Raw genomic sequence first — 15,944 nt, 5'->3', positions numbered from 1 at the left:
ACCGGTGAGAGCTGACGGCGATAGCCGTCATCGTACGCTACGATCCCGACTCCTGCCGAGCGGAGAGCTGGCTCCAGTTTCAGGTTACGAGACAGGATTTCAATAGAACAGATATGGTGTGGAATAAATAAGAATGCGATCCGTTGCTGCCCGCGTTACGGCTGGAGCCCTCGTTCTCGCCGTCACCTTGCTCGTCGTCGGCCAGCTTCTCGGCCAGCCGATCCTGCTGGGCTACGTCGCGACGGGGAGCATGGAGCCGACGATGGACGCCGGCGATGGGTTCGTCGCCATACCGGACGCCGTCACCGGCTCGCCTAGCGAGGGCGACGTCGTCGTCTTCGACGCCGAAGAGCTCCACGGCGGCGAACTGACGACCCACCGAATCGTCGAGGAGACGCCCGAGGGGTACGTGACGGCGGGCGACGCCAATCCCTTTACCGATCAGGGCGGCGACGAGCCGCCGGTGAGCGACGACCAGATCGTCGCCGTCGCCTGGCAGCCGGGCGGCGAGGTCGTGACGATCCCCTATCTTGGAACGGCGATAATGGGCGTTCAGGGCGCCCTCGAGTCGGCATACGGGACGGCCGCGTCGGTTATCGGCGTCTCGCCGGCCGACAGCCACGGAATGGGTTCGGCGCTGGTTGGACTCGGCGTTGCGCTGTTCGGCGTGGGACTCCTCCTCGATCGAGTGGGTGTTACGCGACGCGAGACGGCGCGGTCGACCTCCCGGGAGAACGTCTACGCGTTCTGGGGGACCGTCGCGCTCGTGGTGTTCGTGATCGTCGCGCTGGCGACCGCGGCGATGGTAGCTCCCGCCGGCACCTACGAGTACGAGGTCGCCGTCACGGAGTCACCGACCGACGATCCCCAAATACTGGCTCCGGGCGAGACGGGCGAACTGACTCGAGAGGTCGAAAACGCTGGCTACGCCCCGGTGGTCGTCGTCCACGAAACCGGCGGGGGGCTCGAGGCCGAGCCCGGATCGCAGACACTCGGTCCCCGCTCGGAGAGCGCAACGACGCTGTCGGTATCGGCGCCCCAGGAGACCGGCGAGTACACCAGCCACGTCGGAGAGTACCGCTATCTGACCGTCCTTCCCCCTTCGCTGCTCGTCTGGTTGCACGGAATCCATCCCCTCGCCGCGATCGCCGCCGTCGATCTTGTGCTCGTCAGCGCCGTCGTCGGAACCGTCATACTTCTGTTCGGGCGGGGCGACTTCCGGATCCGAAGCCCCGGTGATCACGTCCCGCTCTCGACGCGGCTTCGGCGTCGACTACGTCGGTGGCGGTAGGTAGTCGGGGCCGCTACCGTTATCACGATCGGGACTCTTGCCATGTGTATGAACAGTTCTCCCGAACGACCTGTTCGCTCGAGGGACACTCGGGCTCGGATACGGGGCGAACACCGGGAGAGAATGCTGGGTGGAGGAGAGCGTGATCGATAACCCACGTCTGGATCTGGTGATCGCGGACCACGGTCGATCCCTCGCGATCGCTCTCGCGCTCGTGGGGGTGCTCGCACTCGTCGGCGCCGGCTGGGTTGCAGCGACACCGGGGACGTCGACGACGACCGAGGAGGTCGATCAGGAGACCGTTGCAACCGAGGTGACGACGAGCGCGACGATCGTCGAGGACGGCCCCTGGGAGGCCGGTACGGAACTCGAGGACAACCCCGTCTACACGCTGCCCGAGGCGCCGGAGCTAACCCTCACTACGGAGACGTCGGTTCCGAGCGACGACGCCGAGGTCGTCCACGAGGTTCACGTCCGCCACGAGGCCGAACACGAGGAGGCGGTCTTCTGGGAGGAGACGGTACGGGAGGAGCGGACCGCCGCAACTATCGAGGACGACGTCGCACGGTCGGAGACGATGATCGACGTCGACGCGCTCGCGGCCGAACGAGCCGACGTCGAGGCGGAGTTCGACGACGTCGGAACCGTCCGAACGGTGCTCGAAGTCGTCACCATCTACGATACGGGGACCCACGCCAACGAGCAGACGCTGTCGAGCACGCTCGAGCTGACCGAGGACGCCTACTGGCTCGAGGAGTCGGAGCTGGCGGAGTCGACCGATCACAGCGAGACGGCGCAGGTCGAGGTCGGGGAGTCGCCGAACGCGGCGGCCGTCGCCGGACTGGCGGCGCTCGGGCTGCTTGCGCTCGCCGGAGCAGGAGTCGTTCACACACGACGGCCAGTCGACGCCGATTCGGCTCGCCGGTCCGTTCACGAACGCCGCTACGCGGAGTGGATCTCGGCGGGATCGATCCCAATGTGGGTCGGCGACTACCACGTCGAGCTCGATACCCTCGAGGACGTCGTCGACGTCGCTATCGATACGAACGCACGCGTCGTCCACGACCGACAACGCGGACTGTTCGCGGTCGTCAACGATAACGTCGTCTACTACCATTCCGAACGCGGCAAATGGGAGCGAACCGCCTGGCCGGAGCTCGAACTCGGCAATACGGCCGCAGAGACGAGCGACGGATCCGCGATTCCCGCCGAGGAGTCGGTCGGCGAACTTCCGGATCCCGACGACGACGACGCCTGGGAACGGATTTGATCTGCCCATCGACCGAGTCGTGGCCGGATCCCCGTTCCCGACGACCGTTTTTGAGGAGTCCCCGGGTCAGACTGACTGATCGGTCAAATAGTCGAGATTTTGCGGCATAGAACCCATAGCACCATTTTACTCGCCCCGTGTGGGCGATATATTATGTCGAACTCCGTCCCTGTAAGGCTCAACTTTTATACTACTGGGAGCTTTCGAAACGTAATATGACCGCGACTGACGGCGAGGACCTCGAGGATCTGCCACCGAGCGCGAAGCTCGTTTTCAAGGTTCTCGAGTACGACGGTCCGCTCACGCAGAAACAGATCGTCGAGGAATCAATGCTCTCGGCTCGGACCGTCCGCTACGCCCTCGAACGCCTCGAGGATATTGGCATCGTTGACGAGGATATCTACTTTGCGGACGCCAGACAGAGCCTCTACCGCCTCGAGGAACCCGTCGCGGCCGACGGCAGCGGCGTCGAGGAATCCCCGAAGAAGGACGCCTGCTGCGCGGAATAGACCGGAAACGGCAGGATTATTTTTCAGTGGTGATCGCCTCCGTGTATGGACAAGGAGCGATTGCCGCGGTGGGGGTGGCTGCTGGCCGGACTGTTCGTCATGTCGATCCTGGCACAGATCCTCAACCAGCTCGTGTTGTTTCCGGCCGGGCTGCCGGAGGCGTACCAGTCGATCACGGTCATCACGCTCATGTCGCCGGTGTTGATCTACGTCGGCGTCTGGTACGACGAGAGTCGCCAGCACTACTGGGACCGATCACAGGAGCGGATCGTCGGCGACCTGGCGTTCGTCGTTGCCGGCGCGGCGCTGGGTTCGGCGATCGTCCTGGTCGCCATCGTCGATCTCGGACTGCCCCAGATCGTCCAGGACATCGTCGCGATGGCCGTCGGTTTCATGCTCTCGTGGGGGCTGTTCTGGTGGCGGAACCCGGACGTCTACCTCGAGTAGCGGATCAGGGATCGACCGACGCGAACCCGTCGCGGTTCGCGATCTCCGGTGTGTGCGGCGTCGTCCGCTTGTGCGCCGTTTCGGCGAACAGCGAGACGATCTCGCGAGCGAGGTCGGGTTCGATTCCGAGGGCGTCGACCGCCTCCTCGAGGGATTCGTCCTCGTCGACGAGGCGGTAGAGCAGGGGATCGATGACGTCGTACGGTGCGCCGAGCTCGCCGGCGTCGGTCTGGGTGGCCCAGAAGCCGGCGGTCGGCGTCTTGCTGATGATGCGTCTCGGAACGCCGAGTCGCTTGGCGAGCGCCCAGACTTCGGTCTTGTAGAGATCCCCGATCGGATACATGTCCGCGGCACCGTCGCCGTACTTCGTGAAGTAGCCCAGCAGGAGCTCCGAGCGGTTCGCTGTTCCGACGACGAGCCGCGAGCCGCGGTTCGCGGCGTAGTACGCACAGCACATCCGCAGTCGCGCGATCACGTTTCCGACCGCGCGGTTGCGCTCGTTTGGTCGCTCGGCAGACGCCGACTCGAACTCGGCCCCGATCGTCTCCTCGAAGGCTCCCAGCAGCGGCTGGAGCTGGATCTCGCGGAACTCCATGCCGAGCCCGTCGGCGATCGTTCGGGCCTCGTTGACCTGTGTCCGGTCGCTCTTGTGACAGGGTAAGCCGAGCCCAAGCACTCGGTCGCTTCCCAGCGCCTCGACGGCCAGCGCGGCAGTCACTGTCGAGTCGATCCCACCGCTCATTGCGACGACGATACCGTCCGCACCGGCGTCGGCGACGGTCCGGCGGAGGTCGTCGGTGATCCGGTCCCGAACGGCCTCGAGGGCGTCCCGATCAGTAATGAACGGTCCGACACCGTTCTCGAGCTCCGAGTAGACGAACGTTTTCCTTTTAGCACCCATAGTTGAATCACGTGGTATTGATCTACAACTACCCAGACATTTGTCTTTGATAAGTGCTTTACGGTTATACAGCTAGTATCCTCTGTATGAGTGGTCGTAGCACGACTGTGAAGTGGAAAAGCCGTTCATCCATCTCAACATCGCCGAAATAACTGGACGAAGCCAAATTCGATTCGCGAACAGCGGTCCGTATCGTTAAGGTCAAGCTATCGAAAGAGGGGGCCCGTCTCGACCACTCGCTCGCTGACTCACGGGCGTTGCCCGTCCGTCCTTTCGGGGGCGTTGCGCCGCGCTTTCGTTCGCTCGCGGTCGGAGTCTTAGGAGGGAACGACCGTGATCGGGTCCTTCTGATCGATCGCCTGCTCGAGGTCGTCGGCAATCGCGCTCCCTCGCGAGACCTGGATCTCACCGCCGCGACTCACCGTCGCGGTGAAGAGGTAGTCGCCGCCGGCCTGGACCTCGACGGTCTCGCCGTGGCTGCCGTCGACGGGGATGACGATGTGCCTCGAGGTGATCTCGGGTGTGACCATCTCGCCGGGCTGGGAGCTGGCAGTGTTTCCGCCGGCTCCGCCACCGCTACCACCGCTACCGCCGCTTCCGGCTCCGTAGTTCGGGTTCTCGTCGTGGGTTCGGACGTCGATATCGATTCCCAGCCGGTTCTCGATGTCAGTGATTCGGCCGCCACCTTTGCCGATCACGCTCGAGATATCGTCCTCTTCGACGTAAGTGACTGCCTTGTCCTGGCTCTTGAGGTCGACGTCGACGTACCCTCGCGCGACCGAGCGGATCTCGCGTTCGATCTCCTGTTTGGCGATGCGGTCGACGCCCGACTCGCTGCCGGGGCCGCCCTCGTCGTCGTTGAGCGGGACGGTGACGACCTGGCGGTTGAACGTGTAGATCTCGTAGTCGGGTTCGCCCGTCTCGAAGTCGGTGACCTGGATGACGGGCCGGGCGAGGTCCTCCTCTGTGAGCCCCGCGGGGACCTTGACCTCCGTTCTGACGTCGTAGACGGTGTTGACCTCCCCGGCCTCGATGTAGACGACGGTGTCGACGACCTGGGGGATCATACCGAGTTCGACGCGGCCGACGAGTCGCTGGAGCGCGTCGATCGGTCGGGTCGCGTGGACGACCCCGATCATGCCGACACCGGCCAGGCGCATGTCCGCGAAGACCTCGAAGTCGTCGGTCTTGCGGACCTCGTCGTAGATGGTGTAGTCGGGCCGGACCATCAGCAGGGCGTCGGCCGTCTTCTCCATCTCCCCTGCGAGTTCGGTGTACTGGGTGATCTCGGGGCCGACCTGCAGGTCCCGAGGCTTCTCCATCGTCTTGACCGCGTAGTCGTTGTTCGAGATGAAGCGGGCGACCGCCTGCGCGAACGTCGACTTCCCGGCGCCCGGCGCCCCCGAGATGAGGACGCCCCGCTGGCGCTCGAGCAGTCGCTCTTTGAGCTCGTCGGCGTTCTCGTAGTCCTCGATGTCGGTCTGGGCGATCGGGCGGACGGCGGTGATCTCGATGCCGTCCGAGAACGGGGGTCGGCCGATGGAGATCCGGTAATCCCGGAACTGGACGATCTTCATCCCCGGCTCCGAGAGCTCGATGAAGCCGTCGTGGGACTCCTTGGCGCCGTCGACGATCTCGCGGGCGTACTCGTCGATTGTCTCCTCGTCGAGCGGTTCGTCGGCGATCTCCTCGTAGCGCATCTCGCCGAGCTCGCCCCGCTTGGCCTTCGGGACGGCGCCGGCCCGCAGGTGGACGCTCATCGTCCCGTCGTCGAAGAACTCCTCGACGGTCAGCGTGCCGACCTCTCGGACCTCCGGCGAGACGTGCTCGACCTCGAGGCCCTTCGCCTGGGCGACCTCGGCCTGGACGATGTCGCTCGTCAGGAACGTGGCGCCCAGCTCCTCCGCGAGGTCGCGGATCAGCGCGTCGATCTCACCCTCAGAGGCGTGGCCGCGCTCGATGGCGTTCGGTCGGTCGCCGACGTACTCGAGCGAAATCGCGCCCTCGTCGGCGAGGTCGGCGAGCCGCTGGAGCTCCGAGAGGCCGTCCCAGCCGCTGTCGATCCCGTCGTTGGCCTGCGCCTCGAGTTCCGCGACGACGGCTTCCGGCACCGAAATCGTCGCTCCCTCGAACTGCCCGTCTTCGATCGTCGCCGAGACGCGGCCGTCGATGACCACGCTCGTATCCGGCACGACATTCATACCGGATACTGGGTCCCGAACGCCAATAAGGGTGTTCAAGCACACGAAAGGCGCGTCAACCGACCGCACGACTGCGGTGCAGTCAACTACCCGGAGCTGAAAGGGACGCCCATGTCGGTCACCGATCTGACCCGGGAGCTCGTACGGACGCCGAGCCACGAGGACGAAACCGTCGCAGGCGACCTGCTCGAGGAGTGGCTCCGCCGTGAGACCGCGGCCGAGGTAACGCGAGACGAGGTCGGCAACGTCCTCGCCAGGAAGGGTGCGGGCGAGGAGACGCTCGCGCTCGTGGGTCACCACGACGTTGTCGCGCCCGCCGACTCACAGGTCGTCGCGGGCGGCGACGAGTACGTCGTCGAGGAACGGGACGGCCGACTGTACGGCCGGGGAACGGCGGACATGAAGGGAGCGGTCGCCGCGGCGGCGATCGCGTTCCGCGATGCGGACCCTGCCGGCAAACTCGTCTTCGCGAGCTTCGTCGGCGAGGAAGTAGGTGGGGTCGGCGCCCGCCACGCCATCGAGAACGGGTTCGCGCCCGACTACGCGATCGTCGGCGAGGGATCGACCGGATACTCGGCGCCCGGCGTCACCGACGTCGCCGTCGCCCACAAGGGCCGCCGCGGGAGCACGATCACCGCTCGAGGCGAGCGGGCCCACGCGAGCGAACAGGAAGCAGGAGCGAACGCCATCTACCGAGCGAGCGACGCCGTCGACGTCGTTCGGAATCTCGAGGCACCGACGGTCGAGGTGGCCGGCGAGCGGCTCGCCGGCAGCGTCGTCGTCACCGAAATCGAGGGCGGAACCGCGATGAACGTCGTTCCCGACCGCTGCGAGCTGACGGTCGACGAGCGGACGGTGCCCGGCGAGCGGGCGACTCTCGAGCGGGTCGAGGACCTCGAGGGCGTCGAGTGGACGATCGATCAGGACCTGCCGCCGATGGAGTGTGACGACGAGGCGTTCGCGGAGGCGGTCCTCGAGGCGGCCGACGGCGCTCAGTCCGACTCGCCGAAACTCGTGACGAAGCCGCATGCGACCGACGCCGGCTGGCTCTCGCAAGCGGGAACTGAGTGCGTGATCTGTGGCGCTTCGGAACCCGGCGAGGCCCACACCGATACGGAGAGCGTCTCGATCGCGGTGCTCGAGCGCTGTGTCGACCTCTACCGTCGCGCGGCCGAGACGTGGCCGCGCTGACGTCGCTGTCGCGCTGCCTTCTCACTCGCGGTCGGTCGTATCGTCAGTTTCGCCGGTCGGCGCGGAGACGTCGGCGGAATCGGTCGACGGTTCGGATTCCTCGTCGCTTGCCGGTTCCGCCGCGTCATCCTCGCCGCTGGATTGCTCCGCCGCGTCGCGTTCGTCCGGGCTGTGCTCGTCGCCAGCGTTCGCGTCGCGTTCGGTGACGTTCTCGCTGCCACACTCCGGGCACGCCTGCTCGGTGTAGAACGTGTTTCCACACTCCTCGCAGCGGTACCCCGCCTCGTCGGCGGCCGCCTCCTTCGCCTCGTGCGTGAACTCGCCGACCTTGCGGCCGAGTTTCTCGAACAGTCCCATTGGTCACGAATTGGCGATCGAACCGGATAACTCTTCACCGTCGGTGAGCACGACGCCGCGCTCGTATCCCGAAAAGCGAGTGCGTGCGTCACGCGATGCAGTAGGACGATCAGGCGCCGGGGACGCCGGCCGCCTCGAATCCGGTGAGCCCGACGAACGCGAGCACGTACAGCACGACGAGCACCGACAGCCAGGCGACGACGGTGATCGTGAGTGCCGCGACCCAGCCGCCCGGATACCGGGAGTTGATCACGGCGAGGTACGCGAGGAACACCAGTATCGGGCCCAACAGCGGGATCCACCCGAGGAAGAACCCGACGACCGCCCAGACGATCGCCCCGACGAGGGCGGTGATGAACGCGTAGGTGTAGTCCTCGACGTCCACGACGAACTTCGCCCCGAGGAAGATCCCGAGGGCGCCGATCAGCAAACTGACGATGAACACGACGAGTGATGCGACGACCATTGCATCACGTTACTCACCAGTCTCGACAAACAGTCCGTGGCTTGCAGTTCCCACAGATGTATCATTCTCGAGCTTTTTTCGGAGAACTGAACTCGAACCGCTACGGCGAGTCGGTTCCGAAACCACGACGTTGATGGCACTTCCGTAAGTATTGCGAGCTAATGGCAACCGACCAGGCTCAGAGCGAGCAGCGCGGCGAGACCTACAATCAGTTCGAAGAACGCATTACACGCATCTCGAACGTCGGCAACGCGGCCGGAATCCTCCGTTGGGACCAGGAAGTCGTCATGCCCGAGGAGGGGACGCCCGCCCGCGCACAGCAGCTCTCGGCGCTGTCGTCGATCAGCCACGAGCTGCTGACCGCTGACGAGACCGGCGACCTGCTCGAGTCCCTCGAGTCCGCGGAGCTCGGGGACGAACAGCAGGCCGCGGTTCGGGAAGTACGACGTCAGTACGACCGCGAGACGAGCGTTCCGCAGGAGCTTGTCGAGGAGATCTCCGAGACCTCCGCTAACGCCCACCCGACCTGGAAGCAGGCCAAGGAGGAAGACGACTTCGAGCAGTTCGCGCCGACCCTCGAGAAGCTCGTCGAACTCAAGCGGGAGTACGCCGAGCACATCGACCCCGACGCCGACCCCTACGCCGTGCTCTTCGCCGACTACGAGCCCTACCTGGATCTGGAGACGGCCGAGCGGGTGCTCGAGCGCCTGCGCGAGGAGCTCGTTCCGCTGATCGACGCGATCCAAGAGAGTGACGTCGACCTGGCGACCAACACCTTCGCGGGCGTCTCCGAGCCACGCTCGGATGGCTCGGAAGACGGTACGTCTTCCGTAGAGTTCGACGACGACGATCAGGAGGCGCTGGCTCGCGACGTCCTCGACGCGCTGGGCTACGACTGGGGTCGCGGTCGCCTCGACACCGCACCGCATCCGTTTTCCTCGGGCACGCAGTTCGACGCCCGCGTCACCACTCGCTTCGAGGAGGACGACCTGCTGGGTTCGCTGACCTCGACGATCCACGAGTTCGGTCACGCCAACTACACGCTCGGACTTCCCGACGAGGCCTACGGAACACCTCTCGGGGACTCCCGCGACCTGACGGTCCACGAGTCCCAGTCCCGCCTCTGGGAGAACCACGTCGGCCGCTCGCAGCCGTTCTGGGAGCAGTTCCTGCCGACCGTCGCCGATCGCTTCCCGGAGCTCGAGGACGCCACCCCGGAGGAGGCATACGAGGCCGCCAACCAGGTGTACGACGACAACCTCATCCGAGTCGAGGCGGACGAACTCACCTACCACCTCCACATCGTGATCCGCTTCGAGATCGAGCGCGACCTCATCTCGGGCGACCTCGACGTCGAGGACGTCCCCGAAGTCTGGAACGACAAGTACGAGGAGTACCTCGGCGTCCGCCCCGAAACCGACGCGGAGGGCTGCCTGCAGGACATCCACTGGTCCCACGGCTCCTTCGGCTACTTCCCGACGTACTCGCTCGGCTCGGTGCTGGCCGCCCAGCTGTACGCCGCCGCCGAGGACGATCTCGGCGATCTGGACGACCGCATCGAGGCCGGCGAGTTCGACGACCTCAACGGCTGGCTGCGCGAGCAGATCCACCAGCACGGCTGCCGATACACCACGCCCGACCTGATCGAAGAGGCGACCGGTGAGGAATTCACGGCCGACTACTTCCTCGAGTACGTGAAATCGAAGTACGGCGAACTGTACGATCTCGACGACTACTGAGGTCGTTCGTCGGGATCGTTTCTCGCTTCTCGGAACGAGTATCCCTATTCGGTGTCGATCGGTGTTCGTGCGATCGGGAACGCGACGACGTAGCTCCGCCTCCGAAAGCAGGTCCACGGACGCGGCGCGAAATCCCCCAGCTGAAGCCGTGGGTGGCCTCAGTCGGCCGTCTGTTCGGCCTTCAGGGTCGAAAGTTCCCGCGCGATAAACCGCCGCTTCGTGAGGACGAACCCGACGGCGATGAGGACGAATCCGAAGACGGTCGAGGGGTAGATCTCGTCGCCGAGATAGAGCCACCCGACGACCGCGGCGATGGCGGGCGCGACGTACGAGACCATGTTGAGTTCGACCGGACCGAGATTCTCGAGCAGGGTGAAGTACAGGAAGAAGCCGAGCACGCTCGAGACGATCACGAGAAACGCCAGCGAGCCGATCGCCTCCGGGTGCGTCCACGCACCGACGCTGATCGGTTCGCCCATCGATGCGCTCACCGCGTGCATGAGGATCGCTCCGCCGAGCATCGCCCACGCCTGCATCGTAAGCGTGGGAAGCGACGACTCGATCCGTCGCGAGAGGACGCTTCCGAGCGCCATCGCCGAAGCGGCACAGAAGATGAGACCGGTAGCGACGACGTCCGAGGACAGCAGATTTGCGGGGTCGGGCCGTGCGATGACGACCACGCCGGCGACACCGAGCAGAAGGCCACCGACGCCGATGGGGGTCAGCGAGTACTCTGGGACGAACACTCGCGAAAAACCGGCCGAGAGAATCGGGGTGAGACTCACGATGATCGCGGCCGTCGCGGCGGTCGTGTACTGCTGGCCGGTAAAGAGGAACGCGTGGTACGCGGCGATGAGAAACACCGCACCGACGGCGACCTCCGCCCACTCGTTTCGCCCCCGTGGACGCCACGCGGCCTCCGTGTGATAGACGTACGCGAGGAGCAACACCGCGGCGAGATCGTATCGAAACGCGGCGAGCAACACCGGCGGGAAGTGCAACAGCCCGGCGCTGATCGCGACGAACGTCGTTCCCCAGATGAGACAGAGGGTGAGAAACAGACCGCCGTTCCGGTATCGGGTCACGGATCGGGTGTTCTCCGCACCCGTGCTTGAGCGTACCGAACTGCTCTGCGGGTCGGTTCTCGAGTTCGTTGGAACGAACCCGACTCTTGGATTCACTGCGCCAACTCGCGCCTCGATCCGAGCGTTTAGTATTCCCTACTGTATACTTCGAACCGAAACATGGGAGCCGCTGACGAAACCCACGACACCGACGCTGCATCCGACGCCTATCGCGCCCTCCTCGAGCGGTCCGAAAAACTCACTGACGTCCAGATGGCCTCGATGGCGCTGGGCTGGGACCAGCGCGTGATGATGCCCGGGGGCGGGACGCCCGCTCGCGCCGGCCAGCTCTCGACGCTGTCGGGACTGGGCCACGAGCTGCTGGTCGACGACGAGGTCGGCGGGTGGCTCGAGGAGCTCGATTCTGTCGACCTGAATGAGAGGCAGGCTGCCGTCGTCCGCGAACTCCGCCGGGAGTACGACCGTTCGGCCGAGGTTCCCGCGGAGCTGGTCGAACGGCTCGCCGCCCACCAGGCCGAGACCCAGCAGGTCTGGCAGGAGGCGAAAGCCGCCGACGACTTCGAGCGCTTCGCTCCCGCACTCGAGGAACTGATCGACCTCCACCGCGAGCGGGCGGCCGCGATCGACCCCGATGCGAACCCTTACAGAGTGCTGTACGAGGACAGCTTGCCCTACCTCCCGCTCGAGACCGTCGAGGGGATTTTCGACGAGCTTCGCGAGGGGCTCGTCCCGCTGATCGAGACGATCGAAGCGGGGGGCCGAGAGCTCCCGTCGCCGTTCCGGGATCCGGAGTACACGTACGACGAGGACGACCAGATGGCCCTCTCTCAGGAGGTCGTCGACCTGCTCGGCTACCCCCGCGAGCACGGCCGTCTCGACACCGCGCCGCACCCGTTCATGTCGGGCAACCAGTTCGACGCCCGGATCACCACCCGGTTCCGAGAGCACGATCCGATCGACGCGCTGATGGCGACGATCCACGAGTTCGGCCACGCGAGCTACCAGCTCGGACTGCCGAAGGAGAAGTACGGCAACCCCCTGGGCGCCTCGCTCTCTTCCGGCGTCCACGAGTCCCAGTCGCGGTTCTGGGAGAACCACATCGGCCGCACGCGAGCGTTCTGGGAGCTCTTCCTTCCGACGATGAAAGCGCAGTTCCCCCACCTCGAGGACGTCACCGTCGACGAGGCCTACGCTGCCGTCAATCGAATCTACCCGGAGAACCTGATTCGCGTCGAGGCGGACGAACTCACCTACCACCTCCACATCATCCTCCGCTGCGAGATCGATCGGGCGTTCGTCGAGGGGGACCTCGACGTCGCCGAGATTCCCGAGACGTGGAACGGGAAGATGGACGACTACCTCGGGGTCGTCCCCGAGACCGACACCGACGGCTGCCTGCAGGACACCCATTGGTCGTACGGCTTCGCGGCGTTCCAGGGTTACACCGTCGGCAGCGTGCTTGCAGCCCAGCTCGACGCCGCGATCCGCGAGGACCTCGACGTCGACGGCCTGATCCGCGAGGGCGAATTCGAGCCGCTCTGGGAGTGGATGACCGAGCACGTCCATCGCCACGGCCAGCGCTACCCCACCGAGGAGCTGATCGAGGTCGCGACGGGCGAGCCGCTCACCGCGGAGTACTTCCTCGAGTACGTCGAGCCGAAGTACGGCGAGCTGTACGATCTCGAGAACTACTGACGAACCCGAACCGGACACATTCGAGCCCTCCGGAAACGCTTAGGGGGCAACGGCCGTCCGACTCGGTACGATGACCAACACGCTCGAGCAGCAGACGGCGATCGTCACCGGGGCGAGCGCGGGGATCGGCGCGGCGACCTGCCGGGAGTTCGCGGACGCGGGGGCGAACGTCGTCCTCGCGGCCAGAAGCGAGGGCGACCTCAAGGAGTTGGCCGACGATCTCGAGAGCGAGTACGGCGTCGAGACCCTCGTCGTCCCGACGAACGTCCGCGAGGAAGCGGACGTCGACGCCCTGATCGAGGAGACCGTCGATCGCTTCGGCGGATTCGATATCCTGGTGAACAACGCGGGCCTCTCCCGGGGGAGCGAGATCGCCGAGATGAGCACCGAGGAGTACGAGACGATGCAGGAGACGAACGTCGACGGCGTCTTCTACGCGACCCGCGCGGCGATCCCGCACGTCCGCGAGCGGGAGGGCCACCTGATCTTCCTCGGGAGCTTCGCCGGGCAGTATCCTCGCTCCTTTAACCCGATCTACGCCGCCTCGAAGTGGTGGGTCCGGGGGTTCGCCAAGAGCGTCGCGGCCCAGGTCGGCGACGACGGCGTCGGCGTCAGCATCGTCAACCCCGCGGAGGTCCGCTCCGAGTTCGAGACCACCAGCGGCGAGACGTTCGCCGAGGCGTTCGACGAGAGCGAGGCCAGCGAGCCCGAGGAGGTCGCCGAAGCGATCCGGTTCGTCGCGAGCCAGGACCACTCGAGCGTGAGCGAACTCGACATCAATCGGCGAGACAAGTTCGCGGACCGGTTCTAATAAAAGGGGCTGGGAGTGCCGGCTCCAGTCTTACCCCCGAACGGACCTACTCTCAGGTATGCGCATCTCGATTCCCGGCTTCGACGGCGTCTACTTCGACACCGATGCGGAGTCGTCGGCGCTGACCCTCGCCTTTACCGCGGCGGGTCGCCGCGCGCCGAAACCGCAGGGGTACGCCGTGCAGCTGCTGCCGTACCTCTGGTCGTTCGACGTCGACCTCCGCGAAGTGCCCAACGATCACCCGATTCAGTACCTCCACCCGGAGGGCGCCCAGAGCCTGGGCGAACTCCCCGCCGAGCGAGGGGTCCGGCAGGCGGGCACCGAACTCGAGACCGTCCTCCGATTCGCGTGGGCGGTCAACGACGAGCTCGAGTCNCGACCACGACGGCGTCACCATCGAGATCACCGACGGCAGCGTCGGCGTCGACGGGGAGGAACTCGAGACGGACGAGTTCGACATCGACGAAGAATCCTCGGAGACGACGATCGACATCGAGGACGATCCGACCGAACAGCCGGGCGACTCGGCGGACCCCGACCACGAGTTCGGTGACGACTCCGAGCGGGATCTCGACGAGTACTGATTTCGTCGCTTCGCCGGGGCCGCAGCTTTTGATCCTGCCGTTCCTACGAGAGGTATGCGAATCGTTACGACGCTTCCATCGGCGACGGAACTCGTCACCGCGCTGGACCTCGAGCCCGTCGGCGTCTCCCACGAGTGTGATTATCCGCCGAGCGTGGCGTCGCTTCCCTCGATCACCCGATCCCGTATCGACGCCGACGCCTCGAGCGAGGAGATCGACCGCCAGGTGCTCGAGATCGGCGAGACCGACGACGGCGTCTACGAGGTCGACGTCGACCTGCTCGCGGAGCTCGACCCCGATCTGATCGTCACGCAGGGGATGTGCGACGTCTGTGCGGTCGACGAGGCGGTGATCGCCGACGCGGTAGACCGCATCGAGGCCGATCCCGATGTCCTGACGGTCGACCCCCACACCGTCGAGGACGTGCTGGACGACCTCGAGCGAGTCGCCCGCGCGACAGGCCGCGAGGAGCGCGCTCGAGCGGCTCGAGCGGAGCTCGAGGACCGAATCGATTCCGTTCGGGAGCGAACGGCCGATATCGCGAGCGAGGAGCGACCCCGGGTCGCCATCTTCGACTGGACCGACCCTGCCATGATTGCGGGCCACTGGACGGCCGAACTGGTCGACTGGGCTGGTGGCGAGTACGGACTGGCCGACGTCGGCCAGCGCTCGACGCCCCGCGAGTGGGAGGCAATCCTCGAGTACGATCCCGAGCTCGTCGTCGTCGCTCCCTGCGGGTTCGACCTCGAGCAGACCGCGGCGAATCGGGCTGACCTCACCGAGCGCGAGGGGTGGGACGAGCTCGCGGCGGTCCGCGAGGGTCGAGTGTGGGCGATGGACGGCCACCACTACCTCAACCGGCCCGGACCGCGGCTCGTGGACACCCTCGAGGCGCTTGCGCCGATCGTCGAGCCGGAGCGATTCGACGGCCCGTCCGAGTCGGTCGCCGTCCCGTTCGACGAGCTCGAGGGGCTCGAGGCCGACGGGAACGATTCGTCAACCGAGCCGCGAGCGGATCCGACTCCGTAGTCGTGCTGGCACTTCCTGAAAGCGTTCACGACGAGTTCGTCGACCGGGCTCGTGACGGGCATCCGCTCGAGATCTGTGGCATCCTCGGGGGCGAGTACGAGTCGAACGGTCGAAGCGAGGTCCGGTCCCAGTACGCCGCCGAGAACGTCGCCGAGCACCCTCGAACCCGGTACCGGATCGACCCCGAGGAACAGCTCGAGATCTTCGATCGCCTCGAGGATCGGGGCGAGGAGATCGTCGGCTTCTATCACTCTCACCCGCAGGGCCCACCCCATCCCAGCGAGACCGACGCGGCCGACGCGACCTGGCCCGATCGGTCGTACGTCATCGTCTCCCTCGACCCTGTCTCTTATACACATCTCTGAGCG

General features: G+C 65.8%; 15 protein-coding genes and 1 pseudogene. 11 read left to right on the top strand and 5 right to left on the bottom strand.

Annotated elements, in window-relative coordinates; all coding sequences use genetic code 11:
- Nucleotides 1-133: 133 nt before the first annotated feature.
- The 4 genes from C491_RS01725 to C491_RS01710 all read left to right on the top strand — a co-directional run bounded on the left by C491_RS01725 (nucleotide 134) and on the right by C491_RS01710 (nucleotide 3,517).
- Nucleotides 134-1,291 (top strand): S26 family signal peptidase, encoded by a 1,158-nt coding sequence (locus C491_RS01725; RefSeq protein ID WP_005553307.1) that lies wholly within the window; start codon nucleotides 134-136, stop codon nucleotides 1,289-1,291.
- 142 nt (nucleotides 1,292-1,433) lie between these two features.
- Nucleotides 1,434-2,561 carry a DUF5305 family protein gene (locus C491_RS01720; protein ID WP_049891365.1) on the top strand — a complete coding sequence of 376 codons (1,128 nt, stop codon included), beginning with the start codon at nucleotides 1,434-1,436 and terminating at the stop codon, nucleotides 2,559-2,561.
- A 215-nt stretch (nucleotides 2,562-2,776) separates the two neighbouring features.
- Nucleotides 2,777-3,070 carry a winged helix-turn-helix transcriptional regulator gene (locus C491_RS01715; RefSeq protein ID WP_005553305.1) on the top strand — a complete coding sequence of 98 codons (294 nt, stop codon included), beginning with the start codon at nucleotides 2,777-2,779 and terminating at the stop codon, nucleotides 3,068-3,070.
- Nucleotides 3,071-3,115: 45 nt separating this feature from the next.
- Nucleotides 3,116-3,517, top strand: a complete 402-nt coding sequence (locus C491_RS01710; protein WP_005553304.1) for a hypothetical protein — start codon at nucleotides 3,116-3,118, stop codon at nucleotides 3,515-3,517.
- A gap of 4 nt (nucleotides 3,518-3,521) precedes the next feature.
- Here C491_RS01710 and C491_RS01705 read toward each other — a convergent pair whose 3' ends face one another.
- Both C491_RS01705 and C491_RS01700 read right to left on the bottom strand, forming a co-directional pair.
- A complete protein-coding gene (locus C491_RS01705; RefSeq protein WP_005553303.1) occupies nucleotides 3,522-4,418 on the bottom strand; it encodes an NAD+ synthase in 897 nt (298 codons plus the stop codon).
- A 317-nt stretch (nucleotides 4,419-4,735) separates the two neighbouring features.
- Nucleotides 4,736-6,619 carry a PINc/VapC family ATPase gene (locus tag C491_RS01700; protein WP_005553301.1) on the bottom strand — a complete coding sequence of 628 codons (1,884 nt, stop codon included), beginning with the start codon at nucleotides 6,617-6,619 and terminating at the stop codon, nucleotides 4,736-4,738.
- 111 nt (nucleotides 6,620-6,730) lie between these two features.
- On the opposite strand from C491_RS01700, the gene C491_RS01695 reads away from it, so the two are divergent.
- Nucleotides 6,731-7,810 (top strand): M20 family metallopeptidase, encoded by a 1,080-nt coding sequence (locus C491_RS01695; RefSeq protein WP_005553300.1) that lies wholly within the window; start codon nucleotides 6,731-6,733, stop codon nucleotides 7,808-7,810.
- A 21-nt stretch (nucleotides 7,811-7,831) separates the two neighbouring features.
- Here the strand turns inward: C491_RS01695 and C491_RS01690 are convergent, their stop codons facing one another.
- Together C491_RS01690 and C491_RS01685 are read right to left on the bottom strand one after the other, a co-directional pair.
- On the bottom strand, nucleotides 7,832-8,167 hold the full coding sequence (locus C491_RS01690) for an FmdB family zinc ribbon protein (protein WP_005553299.1): 336 nt from the start codon (nucleotides 8,165-8,167) through the stop codon (nucleotides 7,832-7,834).
- Between the two features lie 109 nt (nucleotides 8,168-8,276).
- Nucleotides 8,277-8,633 carry a hypothetical protein gene (locus C491_RS01685; protein ID WP_005553297.1) on the bottom strand — a complete coding sequence of 119 codons (357 nt, stop codon included), beginning with the start codon at nucleotides 8,631-8,633 and terminating at the stop codon, nucleotides 8,277-8,279.
- A gap of 161 nt (nucleotides 8,634-8,794) precedes the next feature.
- On the opposite strand from C491_RS01685, the gene C491_RS01680 reads away from it, so the two are divergent.
- The gene (locus tag C491_RS01680; RefSeq protein ID WP_005553296.1) at nucleotides 8,795-10,372 is read left to right on the top strand and encodes a carboxypeptidase M32; all 1,578 of its coding nucleotides are present in this window, start codon (nucleotides 8,795-8,797) and stop codon (nucleotides 10,370-10,372) included.
- Nucleotides 10,373-10,530: 158 nt separating this feature from the next.
- Here C491_RS01680 and C491_RS01675 read toward each other — a convergent pair whose 3' ends face one another.
- Nucleotides 10,531-11,457, bottom strand: coding sequence for a DMT family transporter (locus C491_RS01675; RefSeq protein ID WP_005553294.1), 927 nt, complete (start codon nucleotides 11,455-11,457; stop codon nucleotides 10,531-10,533).
- 159 nt (nucleotides 11,458-11,616) lie between these two features.
- On the opposite strand from C491_RS01675, the gene C491_RS01670 reads away from it, so the two are divergent.
- From C491_RS01670 to C491_RS01650, 5 genes and pseudogenes are all read left to right on the top strand, one after another.
- Nucleotides 11,617-13,152 (top strand): carboxypeptidase M32, encoded by a 1,536-nt coding sequence (locus C491_RS01670; protein ID WP_005553293.1) that lies wholly within the window; start codon nucleotides 11,617-11,619, stop codon nucleotides 13,150-13,152.
- Between the two features lie 70 nt (nucleotides 13,153-13,222).
- Nucleotides 13,223-13,963, top strand: coding sequence for an SDR family oxidoreductase (locus tag C491_RS01665; protein ID WP_005553292.1), 741 nt, complete (start codon nucleotides 13,223-13,225; stop codon nucleotides 13,961-13,963).
- Between the two features lie 58 nt (nucleotides 13,964-14,021).
- Nucleotides 14,022-14,547, top strand: a pseudogene (locus C491_RS01660) (hypothetical protein).
- 54 nt (nucleotides 14,548-14,601) lie between these two features.
- Nucleotides 14,602-15,576 carry an ABC transporter substrate-binding protein gene (locus C491_RS01655; protein WP_005553290.1) on the top strand — a complete coding sequence of 325 codons (975 nt, stop codon included), beginning with the start codon at nucleotides 14,602-14,604 and terminating at the stop codon, nucleotides 15,574-15,576.
- 2 nt (nucleotides 15,577-15,578) lie between these two features.
- On the top strand, nucleotides 15,579-15,941 hold the full coding sequence (locus C491_RS01650; RefSeq protein ID WP_005553289.1) for a desampylase: 363 nt from the start codon (nucleotides 15,579-15,581) through the stop codon (nucleotides 15,939-15,941).
- Nucleotides 15,942-15,944 lie beyond the last annotated feature (3 nt).

The organism is Natronococcus amylolyticus DSM 10524, assembly GCF_000337675.1.
In the GTDB taxonomy this organism is placed as follows: Archaea; Halobacteriota; Halobacteria; order Halobacteriales; family Natrialbaceae; genus Natronococcus; species Natronococcus amylolyticus.
The sequence above is the reverse complement of the archived record's forward strand: the minus strand, read 5'-3'. Positions and strand labels throughout refer to the sequence as shown.